The 13318-nt window shown below is 68.8% G+C and carries 13 protein-coding genes; 10 read left to right on the top strand and 3 right to left on the bottom strand.

Annotated features, from left to right (window positions below):
- Window positions 1–24 precede the first annotated feature (24 nt).
- The 6 genes from ACK6C6_RS03175 (at window position 25) to ACK6C6_RS03150 (ending at window position 6771) form a co-directional block, all read left to right on the top strand.
- A complete protein-coding gene (locus tag ACK6C6_RS03175; RefSeq protein ID WP_036214525.1) occupies window positions 25–450 on the top strand; it encodes a DNA polymerase III subunit chi in 426 nt (141 codons plus the stop codon).
- Window positions 447–821: a hypothetical protein gene (locus ACK6C6_RS03170; RefSeq protein ID WP_209587670.1), complete on the top strand. Its 375-nt coding sequence runs from the start codon at window positions 447–449 to the stop codon at window positions 819–821. The genes ACK6C6_RS03175 and ACK6C6_RS03170 overlap by 4 nt, the downstream gene beginning before the upstream one ends.
- Window positions 822–919: 98 nt before the next feature.
- The gene (locus ACK6C6_RS03165; RefSeq protein ID WP_409265867.1) at window positions 920–3082 is read left to right on the top strand and encodes a gluconolaconase; all 2163 of its coding nucleotides are present in this window, start codon (window positions 920–922) and stop codon (window positions 3080–3082) included.
- A gap of 81 nt (window positions 3083–3163) precedes the next feature.
- A complete protein-coding gene (locus ACK6C6_RS03160) occupies window positions 3164–4735 on the top strand; it encodes an FAD-dependent oxidoreductase (RefSeq protein WP_409265865.1) in 1572 nt (523 codons plus the stop codon).
- Between the two features lie 99 nt (window positions 4736–4834).
- A complete protein-coding gene (locus ACK6C6_RS03155; protein ID WP_409265863.1) occupies window positions 4835–5557 on the top strand; it encodes an SIMPL domain-containing protein in 723 nt (240 codons plus the stop codon).
- A gap of 77 nt (window positions 5558–5634) precedes the next feature.
- Entirely contained in the window at window positions 5635–6771 is a 1137-nt protein-coding gene (locus ACK6C6_RS03150) for a branched-chain amino acid ABC transporter substrate-binding protein (RefSeq protein ID WP_409265861.1), read from the top strand.
- A 57-nt stretch (window positions 6772–6828) separates the two neighbouring features.
- Here ACK6C6_RS03150 and ACK6C6_RS03145 read toward each other — a convergent pair whose 3' ends face one another.
- Window positions 6829–7137: a c-type cytochrome gene (locus ACK6C6_RS03145; RefSeq protein ID WP_027865168.1), complete on the bottom strand. Its 309-nt coding sequence runs from the start codon at window positions 7135–7137 to the stop codon at window positions 6829–6831.
- A gap of 174 nt (window positions 7138–7311) precedes the next feature.
- On the opposite strand from ACK6C6_RS03145, the gene ACK6C6_RS03140 reads away from it, so the two are divergent.
- From ACK6C6_RS03140 to lgt, 3 genes are all read left to right on the top strand, one after another.
- Window positions 7312–7542: a TIGR04438 family Trp-rich protein gene (locus ACK6C6_RS03140; RefSeq protein WP_409265860.1), complete on the top strand. Its 231-nt coding sequence runs from the start codon at window positions 7312–7314 to the stop codon at window positions 7540–7542.
- Window positions 7543–7617: 75 nt separating this feature from the next.
- The gene (locus ACK6C6_RS03135) at window positions 7618–8511 is read left to right on the top strand and encodes a LysR substrate-binding domain-containing protein (protein ID WP_209587664.1); all 894 of its coding nucleotides are present in this window, start codon (window positions 7618–7620) and stop codon (window positions 8509–8511) included.
- Window positions 8512–8515: 4 nt separating this feature from the next.
- Entirely contained in the window at window positions 8516–9325 is an 810-nt protein-coding gene (gene lgt / locus ACK6C6_RS03130; RefSeq protein WP_409265858.1) for a prolipoprotein diacylglyceryl transferase, read from the top strand.
- 10 nt (window positions 9326–9335) lie between these two features.
- Here lgt and ACK6C6_RS03125 read toward each other — a convergent pair whose 3' ends face one another.
- On the bottom strand, window positions 9336–11537 hold the full coding sequence (locus ACK6C6_RS03125) for an ATP-binding protein (RefSeq protein WP_409265857.1): 2202 nt from the start codon (window positions 11535–11537) through the stop codon (window positions 9336–9338).
- A 48-nt stretch (window positions 11538–11585) separates the two neighbouring features.
- The gene (locus tag ACK6C6_RS03120) at window positions 11586–11930 is read right to left on the bottom strand and encodes a hypothetical protein (protein WP_409265855.1); all 345 of its coding nucleotides are present in this window, start codon (window positions 11928–11930) and stop codon (window positions 11586–11588) included.
- Between the two features lie 94 nt (window positions 11931–12024).
- Here ACK6C6_RS03120 and ACK6C6_RS03115 point away from each other — a divergent pair, with 94 nt between their 5' ends.
- The gene (locus tag ACK6C6_RS03115; RefSeq protein ID WP_409265853.1) at window positions 12025–13317 is read left to right on the top strand and encodes a c-type cytochrome; all 1293 of its coding nucleotides are present in this window, start codon (window positions 12025–12027) and stop codon (window positions 13315–13317) included.
- The last annotated feature ends 1 nt before the right edge of the window (window position 13318 follow it).

The following is a 13318-nucleotide window of genomic DNA, read 5'->3' as shown; positions in this document are numbered from 1 at the left end:
CCGCCCCATTCTTTTACAAGCACCATGACGCGCATCGACTTCCATACCAACATCCCCGACAAGCTGGCCTACGCCTGCCGTCTCGCACGCAAGGCCTATGCCGCGAAGGCCAAGCTCGTACTGCTGGCCGAGGACGCCGCGCAGGCCGAGGCCCTGAACGCGGCCCTGTGGACGGTATCGGATACCGACTTCATCCCGCACGTGCCGGCCGGCGACCCGCTGGCGAATGAAACGCCGGTCATCGTCACCTTCGATGAAAGCATTGCGCTGCCCCATCATGAGATGCTGGTCAACCTCACCCGCCGCACGCCCGCTACACTGGAACAGTTCGCGCGCGTGTTCGAGATCATCTCGATCGACGAAGACGATGCCGCGGCCGGGCGCCGGCGCTACGTCGCCTACAAGAAGCAGAACTATCCCCTGACCCACTTCGTCGCAGGACAGTCATGAGCCAGAACGCCCCATTCGACCCCAGCATCCCGGTCCTGACCGAAGTCGTCGCCGAGCCGGTGGCGCCGACGCCTGCGCCGGAGCCGGAGCCGGTCGCCGAACAGCTGGAACGCCGCGCCAACGAACGCTGGACCGGCGAGGAATGGAGCGTGCTGGAGCGCCGCGTCACCGAGCGCGTGCTGCAGCAATTGCAGGGCCGGGTCGACTTCGTGCTCGAGCAGCGCGTGCGCGACGCCATGGCCGACGCCATGCAACGCACCCTGGAAAGCTTCACCGCCGACCTGCGCGCAGGGCTGCATGAAGCCTTGGGCGAGATCGTCAGCCGCGCGGTGGCGCAGGAAATCGACCACCTGAAAACGCTGGGTAAATAACCGGCCGGGTCACCCCCACGCCCCCCGGTTTCCGACGTACGACAGAGTCCGTAGGTATCCGCTAAGATTGCAGGCTCTGCAATCATTCACTCTCCCTTGTGAACCGAAAGATCCTGATCGCGGCGCTTGCGGGCGCAGGCGTCGCCATTGCCGGCGCCGTCCTCTACTTCACCGACACCATCGAGCGCCAGCCGGGCGCGCTGGCTGTATTCACGCCCAAGGCGGCGAAGACGGTCCCGTTCTGGCCGGCGCGCGTCACCACGCTGGCCGGCGACGGGATCCCCGGCGCGCTCGACGGCCCGGCCGCGAGCAGCCGCTTCGACGATCCTTTTGGCGTCGCCCTCGACAGCCAGGGCAAGGTCTATGTGGCCGACGCCGGCAACAGCAACCGCATTCGCACGATCGCGCCGGACGGCAGCGTCGCCACCTTCGCAGGCAGCAAGGAAGGCTTCGTCGACGGCAAAGGGACCGCGGCCGCCTTCCACACCCCGTCCGCGCTGGCCTTCGACCACGAGGGCAACCTCTACGTGGCCGACACCGGCAACCATGCGATCCGGAGAATCGCGAAAGACGGCACGGTGACCACGCTGGCCGGCAACGGTACGCGGGGCGAGCTGGATGGCATCGGCCGCGCGGCCCAGTTCAATGGCCCGGTCGGCCTGGCGGTGGACGATGCCGGCATCGTCTACGTGGCCGATACCTACAACGACCGCATCCGCCGCATCGGCCGTGATGGCAACGTGACCACCATCGCCGGCAGCGGCAAGCCCGGTCTTGCTGACGGTCTGGCGGCAGCGGCAAGCTTCGATACGCCGAGCGCCCTCGCGGTGACGACCAACGGCACGCTCTACGTGGCCGACACCGGCAACAACGCGATCCGCCGCATCGCCACCGACGGGTCCGTGACGACCATCGCCGCCCCCGCCGAGGGGGAGCGCCGTGCACCGCTGCGCCGCCCGGTCGGGCTGGCGCTCACCCGCGACGGCTACCTGTACATCGCCGCCAGCTCGGGCGGGCGCATCCTGCAGCTCACCCCGGAAGGCGAATTCCGTCCGCTGCCGGATGCCGACGTGCCGGCCTCGAACGACGGCTTCGGCCCCGACGGCACGGTGCAGCTCTACGGCCCGCGCGGCATCGCGGTCGAGCGCGACGGCAGCCTGGTGGTGGCCGATGCCCAGGCCCACCGCCTGCACCGCCTCGCCAGCCCGCGTCCCGACGAAGCCGCGCCCGTCCGCCCGCAGCCGGTGGCGGTCGCGCGCAAGGAACCGATGCCCTGGCCGGTCGGCCCGCAGGACATGGTGCACGAGGTGGTCGGCGTGATGGGCGAGGTGCGCGGCAGCTACAACGGCGACAGCCGCGACCACTTCCACGCCGGCCTCGACGTGCGCGCCGACGTCGGTGCGAAGGTGCTGGCGGTGTTCCCGTCCAAGGTCTCCGACCCGTACGCCAACTGGGGTTTCGATTCGCTCAGCGAAGGCATCAGCGTGGGGCCGCTCTCCTACATCCACATGCGCGTGGGCCGCGACACCCGCGGCCGGCCGCTCGACCCGCGTTTCCAGGTCATGCTGGGTGCGCGCGGCAAGGCCGAGCGCGTTCGGGTGCCGCGCGGCACCCGTTTCGCCGTGGGCGACCCGCTCGGCACCATCAATGCGATGGCCCACGTGCACCTCGACTACTACCAGGGCGGCGCGGTGGTCAATCCGCTCAGCCTTCCTTTCGTCGGCTTTACCGATACCGTCGCGCCGCGCATCAACAGCATCGCCCTGTTCGACAGTAGCGGCAAGCGCCTGCGTCCGCCCGTGGGAACCCGCAAGAACCCGGTGCTGGACAAGCGCCTGCGCGTGCCGCGTTCGCTGGGCGAGGTGAACATCGTGGTCGATGCCTACGACCAGGTGGACGGCAACCTGGCACGGCGCCGCCTGGGCCTGTACAAGCTCGGCTACCAGCTGCTGCGCGCCGACGGCACGCCCGTGCCCGGCCATGAGCGTCCCCTGATCACGCAGGTCTACGACCGCCTGCCGCGCAACCCGGACGCGGTCAAGGCCGTCTATGCGCCCAACAGCGGCATCACCGTGTACGGCAGCAAGGCCACCCAGTTCGCCTATGCGCTGCACAGCCGCCTGCGCGATGGCGAAGTCGAGACCGGCAGCTGGCAGCTCGGCGACATCGCTCCGGGCGAGTACATCCTGCGCATCTACGCGGCCGACTACGCCGGGCAGGTGGCGCTGGAAGGACGCGACCTGGCCCTCGTCATCGAGTAAACCTATACTGAAAATCGGGCCGCGGAACATTCACGCCGCGGCGACATCCGAGCAAGATGAGGCTTGCGACAGGAGGTCATCATGGACCGATATGAGGTACTCATCGCCGGCGCAGGCCCGACCGGCATGGTGCTGGCGCTCGCGCTGGCAAAACAGGGCATCCGGGTCTGCATCGTTGACCAGGCCGACGGGCCCGGCACGACTTCGCGCGCGATGGCGGTGCAGGCGCGCACGCTGGAGCTGTACCGGCCGCTCGGGCTGGCCGACGAGGTGGCCTCGGCCGGCCGCCCGAATCCCTGCATCAACCTGTGGGTGCGCGGCAAGCGCCGCGCCCAGCTGTCGCTGCGCGACGCCGGCGCGCGCCTGACGCCCTACCCCTACGTGCTGATCTACCCGCAGGACGCGCACGAGCAGCTGCTGGTGCGCCACCTCGAGGCTGCCGGGGTCCCGGTGCTGCGCCGTACCGAGCTGGCCGGTTTCGAAGAGCAGCAAGACCACGTCGTGGCCAGCCTGCGCCAGGCCGGCGGCGCAGACCTGCAGGTCGAGGCGCGCTACCTGGCCGGCTGCGACGGCGCCCGCTCCTTCGTGCGGCGCCAGCTCGGCACCGGCTTCGGCGGCGGCACCTACGACCACATCTTCTACGTCGCCGACGTGCAATCGCGCGGCAAGGCCGCCAACGGCGAGATCCATCTGTCGCTCGAGACCTCGGACTTCGTCATCTTCCTCGGCTACGACGACCGGGGCCGCGGACGCCTGGTGGGCACAATACGTGATACAAGCGGCGACGAGCGCGGGGATGCGGCCGGCGCCCTGAGCTTCAAGGACGTCAGCCACCGCGCCATGGCCAGCCTCGGGCTGGAGGTCGACGAGGTGTACTGGTTCTCGACCTACCGCGTGCATCACCGGGTGAGCGACCACTACAGGAGTGCCCGGGGCCGGGCCTTCCTGCTGGGCGACGCCGCGCACGTGCACAGCCCGGCCGGCGGCCAGGGCATGAACACCGGGATCGGCGACGCCATCAACCTGGCCTGGAAGCTGGCCGCGGTGGTGCGCGGCGACGCGCCCGACAGCCTGCTCGACACCTACGAAAAGGAGCGCATCGCCTTTGCGCGCAAGCTGGTCGACACCACCGACCGCCTGTTCAGCTTCGTCACGGCGGAGAGCGGTTTCGCCGACTTCGTGCGCACCCGCATCGCCCCGACCTTCGCCAGCGCCGCCTACGGCATCGGACCGGTGCGCGAGATGATCTTCCGGATCCTGTCGCAGACCACGATCAGCTACCACGACAGCCCGCTGTCGAGCGGCGTGGCCGGCCGCGTGCATGGCGGCGACCGCCTGCCCTGGGTGGTGCGCGGGGAGGTCGACAATTACGCGCCGCCGGCGCGGATCGACTGGCAGGTGCACGTCTACGGCCAGGTCTACCCCGACCTGCGCGCCTGGTGCGACCGCCACGGCATGATCCTGCGCGAATTCGAATGGGGGCCGGAACACGAACAGGCCGGCTTCTGCCGCAATGCCGGCTACCTGCTGCGGCCGGACGGCTACGTGGCGCTGTGCGACCCGGGCGCGTCGGCGCAGGCGCTGGAAGACTATTTCTGCGACCTCGACTACGGGCGCTTCCGCGTGTGCATGCCTAGACCGGCCGTTCTATGAATTCCGCATAAGTGCTCATGCCAGGATGGAAATATGTAGACATACATGTCTAGTTAATCTATTGTCGAGGCATTCCCCATCGATCACGGAGTGCTTCGCATGCTGAAACGATTCGCCGCCGCCCTGCTGCTGGCCGCCGCCGCCCTGCCCGGCATGGCGGCCGACCTGCCCAACCATCCCTTCATCCACGTCAGTGCGACCGCCGACCAGTACATCATGCCCGACGTCGGCGAGATCGACTTCGACATCGTGTCGCTCGAACCCGATGCCGACGCCGCCTGGAAGCTCGTCAACGAGCGGCTCGAGGCCAGCCGCGCCCTGTTCGCCGAGAACGGCATCGCCCCGGAGGACGTGCTCGTGCAGGATATCGCGCGCCGCCCGCGCAAGGTCGAGGTCCTGCCCGAGGGCCAGCCGCTGCCGATGGAGACCCGGGTCACCCTGCACGTCACCGTGCGCAAGCTGGACGGGTGGACGCCCATCATGCGCGCCCTGCTCGTCATGAAGGACCTCGAATCGCTGGCGGTTTCCTTCAACCGCAGCGACCGCGAGAAGGTCGAAGCGGATCTCCTCCAGCAGGCGATCGGCATGGCCAGGCTCAAGGCGAAGGACATCGCGGGCGGCATCGGCGCCAGGCTGGGAGCGGCGACCGGCGTGTCGATCGGGTCGCTGAAGAACCTGTCGAACGCGATGGGCATGGCCAGCGATTCGAACGCACGCGGCGGCGGCGGCGGCCGGCGCGGCGCGCGCACGGAAATGGCGCTGGTGCAGGCGATACGGCTGGCGCAGTCGGTCGACGTGATCTACCGGATCGGCGGTAAATAAACCGCAATAAATTCTTTTCGGCCGTCAGAATATGATGTAGCGTGTGCTGCGGAGCGTGTCTTTACAGGAGGCGGCACATGCAGCACAGGATCAGGCTCATCGTACTCACTGCCACACTGCTGGCTACCGGCCCTGCCAGTGCCCAGCAGGTCGTGAAAATCGGCCACGTCGGCCCGGTTTCCGGTCCCAACGCCCACCTCGGCAAGGACAACGAGAACGCCGCGCGCATGGCGATCGACGAACTCAACGCCAAGGGGGTGGGCATCGGCGGCCACATGGTCACGTGGCGGCTGCTGGCCGAGGACGACGGCAGCGACCCCAAGCAGGGCACGGCGGTGGCCCAGAAGCTGGTCGATGCGAAGGTCAACGGCATCGTCGGCCACCTCAATTCAGGCACCACGGTGCCGGCCTCGAAGATCTACCATGACGCCGGCCTGGTGCAGATTTCCCCGGCCACCACCGCCACCCAGTACACGAAGCAGAAATTCCCGGGCGCCTTCCGCGTGGTCGCCAACGACGCCAAACTGGGCGGCACGCTGGGCCGCTACGCGGTCGAGACCCTAAAAGCGAAGAACATCGCCATCATCGACGACCGCACCACCTACGGCCAGGGCGTGGCCACCGAGTTCGCGCGCGGCGCCAAGGGGCCGGGGGTGCGCGTGGTGGCCCGGGAATTCACCAGCGCCACCGCCACTGACTACACGGCCATCCTGACCAAGATCCGCGGCGCCAGGCCCGACCTGATCTTCTTCGGCGGCATGGATTCGGTCGCCGGGCCGATGCTCAAGCAGATGAAGACCCTCGGCATCACCGCCCGCTTCATGGGCGGCGACGGCATCTGCACCGAGGCGCTGGGGCGCCTGGCGGGCGACGCGATCGGCGAAGGCAAGGTGGTGTGCGCCGAGGCCGGCGGCGTGAAAGGCGCGCAGGAGGCAGCCATGGCCGACTTCCGCACGCGCTTTCGCCAGAAGACCGGCGCCGACGTGCAGCTCTACGCGCCCTACGTCTACGATTCGGTGATGGTGATGGCGGCGGCCATGCAGGCCGCGAAGTCCGCCGAGCCGGCCAGATACCTGCCCGAACTGAAGAAGATCCGCTACGAAGGCGTCACGGGAACGATCCAGTTCGACGACTTCGGGGATATCCGGAACGGGGCGCTGACGCTGTTCACCTACAAGGGCGGCAAGCGCAGCCGCATCGATGTGATCCGCTGAAAACAAAAAAGCGCGCCGTGATCGCACAGGCGCGCTTCTTTCATCGTCGGGACAGGCTTATTTGGTCGCCAGCACCCATTTCACCAGGCTGCGGGCTTCGGCCTCGCTCACCTGCGGGTTGGCCGGCATCGGCACCGGACCCCAGACGCCCGCGCCGCCCTTCATCACTTTCTGCACCAGCTTGTCCTCGGCGCCCTTCTGGCCCTCGTACTTGGCAGCGACGTCCTTGTAGGAAGGACCAACCAGCTTGTTGGCTGCCGCGTGGCAAGCCATGCAATTCTTGGCCTTCGCCAGGTCGGCTTGTGCAAACGCGCCGCTGGACGCGAAGGCCGACATCACCACACACAACAACAACGAGCGTTTCATTTATTTCTCCTGGTTTATAACGACTGCATTCTACCGTGGATTGGTCAAAGCTTCATGGGTCGATACACTCTGTAACGACCGTAACACCGGATGTTGATGAATTCCGACAACAGGAAATGTTTTTCCACACGGAAATAATTTTTCTTTGTAATATGCATGCCGAAGGAGTCATCCATGCCGCTCATCCTCTCCATCGTTGTCCTATGCGGGCTGCGCTTTTTCGGCGTCTGGCGTTTCGCCGACCTGTCATGGTGGTATATCGTCGCCCTGATGGTGTTCGCCTTCGTCTGGTTCGAGTTCATCGAAAAGGCCCTCGGGCTCGACAAGAAAAAGGAACACAACGTCTTGCACCATCACCGTGCGACCCGCGTGAAGCAGGCCTTCTCCAAACGCAGGAAGTCCTGATACCGCAAGAGTGGGACCGGGTAGTGTGATATGTTTTGCATATCACCAAGTCCAATCCATACACTGCGCGTATCAATGAACCTGGAACTTCGCCAGCTCCGCCATTTCGTCACGGTCGCCGAAGAACTGCACTTCGGCCGTGCCGCCGAGCGCCTGCACATGACGCAGCCGCCGCTCTCGCAAAGCATCGCCGGGCTGGAAGAGCTGCTCGGCGCCCCGCTGTTCCTGCGCAACCGCCGCCAAGTGGTGCTCACCGCCGCCGGCACCGCCCTGCTGCCCGAGGCGCGCCGCCTGCTCGGCGACGCCGGCGCCCTGCCCGACCTGGTGCGCCGGGTCGCCGAAGGCAGGGCCGGCCGCCTGACCCTCTCCTTCGTCTCGACCGCCGACTACAGCGTGCTGCCCGCCATCCTGCAGCGCTACCGCGCCGCCTTCCCGGACGTCCAGCTGGTGCTGCGCGAAGCGACGTCCGACGTGCAGGCCGATGAATTGCTGGACGGGCGGATCGACGCCGGTTTCGTGATTCCGCCGCTGCCGGGACAGGCGGGCACCACCCTCGACTACAGGAAAGTGCTGGAAGAGCCGCTGATCCTGTGCGCGCCCGCCGGGCTGGACGCGCTCAAGGGTAGCGGTCCGGTACGCCTGCGCGACCTGCCGCCGCTGCCGCTCGTGATCTTCCCGCGCGCCGCCGCGCCCGCCCTGTACGACGCCATCCTGTCGTGCTTCCGCGCGGCCGGCATCACCCCCGTCATCGGGCAGGAAGCGCTGCAGATGCAGACCATCGTCAGCCTGGTCTCCGGCGGCATGGGATTGGCACTTGTGCCACAATCCGTGTCGAACCTGATGCGCGCGGGCGTAGAATACCGTGCCCTGGCCGACCCGACGCCGCTGGCCGAGACGGGCCTGGCCTGGCGCCGCGACAGCGCCTCGCCCGTGCTCAGGGGCTTCCTGGATTTAATCGAGAAAGAGTAAAACGATGCTAGTACACCCGCAGCCGGATCCCATCGCCTTCGCCATCGGACCGGTGCAGATCCATTGGTATGGCCTGATGTACGTGGTGGCCTTCGCCCTGTTCCTGATCCTGGGCCGGGTGCGCATCCGCCAGCCGCACATCGCCGCGCAGGGCTGGAAGGCCGAGGACCTGGACGACATGCTGTTCTACGGCATGCTCGGCGTGGTGCTGGGCGGACGCCTGGGCGAAGTGCTGTTCTACCAGCCGCTCTACTTCCTCCAGCATCCGCTCGAGATCTTCATGGTCTGGCGCGGCGGCATGTCCTTCCACGGCGGCTTCCTGGGCGTGCTGATCGCCATGGCGCTGTGGGCCCGCAAATCCAAGCGCAACCTGCTCGACGTGTACGACTTCATCGCGCCGATGGTGCCGCTCGGGTATGCCGCCGGCCGCCTGGGCAACTTCATCAATGCCGAGCTGCCGGGCCGCCTGGCCGACCCCAGCCTGCCCTGGGCCATGCTGTGGCCGGGCGTCGAAGGTCCGCGCCATCCGTCGCCGCTGTACCAGATGCTGCTCGACGGGATCGTCGTGTTCCTGATCCTGTGGCCGTATGCGCGCAAGCAGCGCCCGCGCCTGGCGGTGGGCGCCATGTTCACCCTGCTGTATGGCTGCGCGCGCTTCATCACCGAGTACTTCCGCGTGCCGGACTGGGAAACCACCGTGATCGGCATGCCGATCACCTCGGGCCAGGTGCTGTCGCTGCCGATGATCGTCGGCGCCCTCGTCATGCTGGCCTGGGCTTATCGCCAGCCCAACGGGCGCGCGGCGCACGCCTGAGCGCTCTAGTTCAGGCGGGCGTGAGCGCCCGTTGCAAATCTTCCAGCGTGGCCGGCTTGGTCAGGTGCAGGTCGAAGCCGGCGCCGAGTGCCTGGGCCACGTCGGCGCGCTGGCCGTAGCCGGTCAGCGCCACCAGCCGCAGCGCCGGCGCCGCGGCGCGCAGCAGCGCCGCCAGCGCGTAGCCATCCATGTCGGGCAGGCCGATATCGAGGATCGCGACGTCCGGCGCCTGCCTTTGCACCTCCTCCGCCGCAGCCGCCGCCGTGCCCGCGATGCGCACCGTGTGCCCAAGGTAGTCGAGCACCGCGGCGGTCGCCCGGAGCGCGTCCAGGTTGTCGTCGACCACCAGCACGTCGAGCAGGCGCGTCTGCGCCGTGGCCGGCGCTTCCGCTTCCTTCGATGGCGCCGCCCCGAGCGGCAGCAGCACCTCGAAGCGGCTGCCCTTGCCCGGGCCCTCGCTGTGGGCCGACACCACTCCCCCGTGCAGCTCGACGATGCGGCGCACGATCGCCAGGCCCAGCCCGAGTCCGCCGGCATGGCGCGCCAGCGGCTGCCTGGCCTGGAAGAAGGGATCGAACACGCGCTCCAGCATCTCGCGGTCCATGCCGACGCCGTCGTCGCTCACCGCCAGGCATGCCTGGCCTGCCTCGACCAGCAGCCGGACGCCGGTTGCGCCCTTGCCGAAGCGCGCCGCGTTGGTCAAGAGGTTGTTCAGCACCTGCGTCAGGCGGCTCTCGTCGCCCAGCACCCAGGCCTCGGCCGGCGCTTGCGTCTCGATGGCGCGTCCCGGCGCGGCCGGGAAGGAAGCCGTCACGTGGCGCACCAGCTCGGCCAGGTTGACCGGGCGCAGGTCAATGCGCAGCTTGCCGCTGGTGATGCGCGAGACGTCGAGCAGGTCGTCGACCAGGCGCTGCAGGTGCCTGGCCTGGCGCCGCAGGATGGCGCGCTCGCGCTGGCTGGATGCCTCGTTGCGCAGGTCCATCAGGTCGAGCGAGGCGACGATCGGGCTGAGCGGATTGCGCAGCTCGTGGCCGAGCATGGCCAGGAATTCGTCCTTCACGCGCGCAGCGCTGCGGCTGTCGTCCAGCGCGCGCTCGAGCGATGCCAGCAGCTGCGAGCGCTCGGCCTCGTGGGCGTCGCGCAAGGCCGCGGCGGCCATCAGGGCGCGTCCGGTCTCGTCGATCTCGCTGATGCGCGAGGGCGGGACCGACACCGGCAGGCCGGCGCCCAGCGCGGCGCCGCCGCGCTGCAGGCTGTGGAAGGCGCGCACGATGCGGTGCGACAGCAGGCTGGCGAGCAGCATGCAGGCCAGCAGCGATGCCGCCAGGCCGGCCGCGTACAGGGCGATGCCCTGCATCGACGCCGGCGCCAGCGCCGAGGGCGGCACGCCGATCGCCACCGCCCAGCCGTAGCGCGAGCGGGTGAAGGCCGACATCACCTGCGCCCCCTCCAGCGTGGTGGTTTCGCCCACCGCTTCCTGCCTGGGGTCTTGCATCAGCTTGACCAGCGAGGCGCTGGGCGGGCCGCCGACCGTGTGCCGGTGCTCCTTCGAGCGGGCCACGATGGCGCCGCCGCCGTCCATGATCGAGATCACCGAATTGCCCGGCACCTTCTGGCGCTCCAGCACGCGCAGCATGCGGCCGGGCTGGATCACCGCGCTCAGGACGTAGCGACGCCCCGCGTCATCGAGAGCCGGAACGCGCACCGGGAAGGCGGCGCGGCCGCCCTTGCCGAGCGCGACCCGGCCAGCCAGCGGCTGGCCGCTGGCGGCCGCCTGGCGCAGGCTGGCAGGGTCGGCGATGATGCCGCCCGGCCCGCCGAAAGGCGCATTGCTGCGAAACAGGATGGCGCCGCTGGCGTCGGTCAGGATCACGGCCAGCCATTCCGGCTGGGCCGCCACGTGCTTGCGGGCGATCCCGTGGACGGTGCGCAGGTCGCCGGCCGCCATCGCCGGGGTGCGCGCCATGCCGGCCAGGGCCGCCACCGCGCCATCGAGCTCGGCGTCGACGGCGCTCGACAGCGCACGCGCCAGGTCGAGCAGGTGGCGCTGCTGCTCGCGCTGCTGGTATTCGCCCACCAGGTGCAGGCCCCACACGCCCAGCAGCGCCAGCGGCAGCAGGCCGAAGGCGGTGAGCAGCACCAGCAGGCGCCGGAGCGAAACGGTGGTGCCCTGGCGCAGCAGCATGGGATCGGCCTGTGAGGAAACAGGCATTATAGGCACAAGACCGGCGCGGCCGCCGGAAATGGCCGGGACCGGCTGTTACTCGAAGTCTTCGGCCAGGTTCTTCCAGCCGCGGCTCTTGGCGAAGGCGGTGAATTCCTCGGGCGCCTCGAGCACGATCAGGCGGCTCTCCTGCAGGCCGGGATCGCTGTGGCCGAAGTCGGGGCCCTTGTAGCCGAGCGCGCGCAGGCGCTCGATGATCTGGCGCACCAGCACCGTGTCCTTGTAAGCGCTGGGCTCGAGCCTGGCCTTGAAGTCCACGTACACGTCGATGATCCCGTAGCCCTCGTCGAAGATGCGGATCGCCTTGACGTCGAGGGTACGGCCGTTGCCGTCCTTGGCCTGGAAGGGGCCGGACAGCTCGATGTCGGAATCGGTAGTCATGGTTCCAGCATACCACCGCCCGGCCCCGGGCGCGTACAGATTGCCTTTTCGGTCATAATGCCGAGGGATGCCAATCGGGGAGAACAAGCAGGACATGGAACGGCCGGGACGCGCGCGGCGCAATCGATGGTGGCTGGCGCTGGCTGGGCTGGCGCTGCTGGCGCTCGCCGCGTTCTTCTTCATGTGGCGCCCGGCGCTACCGGCACAGGCGGCGCCCGCCCGCTTCGACAGCGCGCTGGTGGCGCGCGGCGCCAACTTGTCGAAGCTCGGCATGTGCGCGGCCTGCCACACGGTCGACCCGAGCAAACCCTTCGCCGGCGGCCTGGCGGTGAAGACGCCCTTCGGCACCGTCCACAGCACCAACATCACGCCGCACACGGGCACCGGCATCGGCGCCTGGAGCTTCGAGGCCTTCGAGCGCGCAATGCGCCAGGGCGTCGCGCGCGACGGCCGCCTGCTCTACCCCGCCTTCCCCTACAACCACTACACCAAACTGGCGCCGGACGACATGCGCGCCCTGTACGCCTACTTCATGACGCGCCCGGCCCTGGCGGCGCCGGCGCGCGAGAACCGGATGAGCTTCCCCTTCGGTTTTCGTCCCCTGGTGGCTTTCTGGAACCTGCTCTACCTCGACGAATCGCCCTGGCAGCCCGATGCGCGCCAGCCGGCCGACTGGAACCGCGGCGCCTACGTCGCCAGCGTACTGGCCCACTGCAGCGCATGCCACACGCCGCGCACCCTGTTCGGCGGGCCGGACCTGCAGCGCCGCTTCGACGGCGGCGATGCCGGCGGCTGGTACGCCCCGGCGCTCAACGGCAAGTCGCCCTCGCCCTTGCCGTGGACCCAGGAGCACCTGCAGGAATACCTGCGCACCGGCATCGCGCCCGAACACGCCGTGGCGGGCGGGCCGATGCAGGACGTGGTGCTCAACCTGGGCCAGGCCGATGCCGCGGACGTCGCCGCCCTCGCCACCTACATCCACAGTTACCTGAAACAGGCGCCGGCGCGCGCGACGCCCGCGCAACAGGCCGGCCCAATGCCACTACCGAGCGACACGGATCCCGACCTGGCGCGCATGCGCCTCGGCTACGAGACCTATGCGATGGCCTGCGCCAGCTGCCACGAGGCGGGGCGCAGCGCCAGCTCCGGCGCCGCCCTGCAGCTGCAAAAGGCGGTGGCCCTGTACGACCCGGACCCGCGCAGCCTGATCCGCATCATCCGCGAAGGCATCGTGCCGCCGGAAGGGGAACCGGGGCGCTGGATGCCCGGCTTCGCCACCCTGCTGCGCGACGAGCAGGTGACGGCGCTGGCCGCCTACCTGCGCCGTTATGGCGCGGGGGCCGAGCCGTGGCCTGACCTGGACGACACCGTGAAGAAGACGAGATAGC

It is taken from the genome of Massilia sp. BHUDP2 (assembly GCF_046236355.1).
In the GTDB taxonomy this organism is placed as follows: domain Bacteria; phylum Pseudomonadota; class Gammaproteobacteria; order Burkholderiales; family Burkholderiaceae_D; genus Telluria; species Telluria varians.
This window is presented reverse-complemented; position numbering and strand designations above follow the sequence as displayed.

Bases quoted from the DNA above. Each gene is read 5' to 3' on its own strand.
- ACK6C6_RS03150 (WP_409265861.1), top strand. From the start codon at position 5,635: ATGCAGCACAGGATCAGGCTCATCGTACTCACTGCCACACTGCTGGCT.
- ACK6C6_RS03135 (WP_209587664.1), top strand. From the start codon at position 7,618: ATGAACCTGGAACTTCGCCAGCTCCGCCATTTCGTCACGGTCGCCGAA.
- lgt (WP_409265858.1), top strand. From the start codon at position 8,516: ATGCTAGTACACCCGCAGCCGGATCCCATCGCCTTCGCCATCGGACCG.
- ACK6C6_RS03175 (WP_036214525.1), top strand. From the start codon at position 25: ATGACGCGCATCGACTTCCATACCAACATCCCCGACAAGCTGGCCTAC.
- ACK6C6_RS03170 (WP_209587670.1), top strand. From the start codon at position 447: ATGAGCCAGAACGCCCCATTCGACCCCAGCATCCCGGTCCTGACCGAA.
- ACK6C6_RS03145 (WP_027865168.1), bottom strand. From the start codon at position 7,137: ATGAAACGCTCGTTGTTGTTGTGTGTGGTGATGTCGGCCTTCGCGTCC.
- ACK6C6_RS03120 (WP_409265855.1), bottom strand. From the start codon at position 11,930: ATGACTACCGATTCCGACATCGAGCTGTCCGGCCCCTTCCAGGCCAAG.
- ACK6C6_RS03125 (WP_409265857.1), bottom strand. From the start codon at position 11,537: ATGCCTGTTTCCTCACAGGCCGATCCCATGCTGCTGCGCCAGGGCACC.
- ACK6C6_RS03140 (WP_409265860.1), top strand. From the start codon at position 7,312: ATGCCGCTCATCCTCTCCATCGTTGTCCTATGCGGGCTGCGCTTTTTC.
- ACK6C6_RS03155 (WP_409265863.1), top strand. From the start codon at position 4,835: ATGCTGAAACGATTCGCCGCCGCCCTGCTGCTGGCCGCCGCCGCCCTG.
- ACK6C6_RS03115 (WP_409265853.1), top strand. From the start codon at position 12,025: ATGGAACGGCCGGGACGCGCGCGGCGCAATCGATGGTGGCTGGCGCTG.
- ACK6C6_RS03160 (WP_409265865.1), top strand. From the start codon at position 3,164: ATGGACCGATATGAGGTACTCATCGCCGGCGCAGGCCCGACCGGCATG.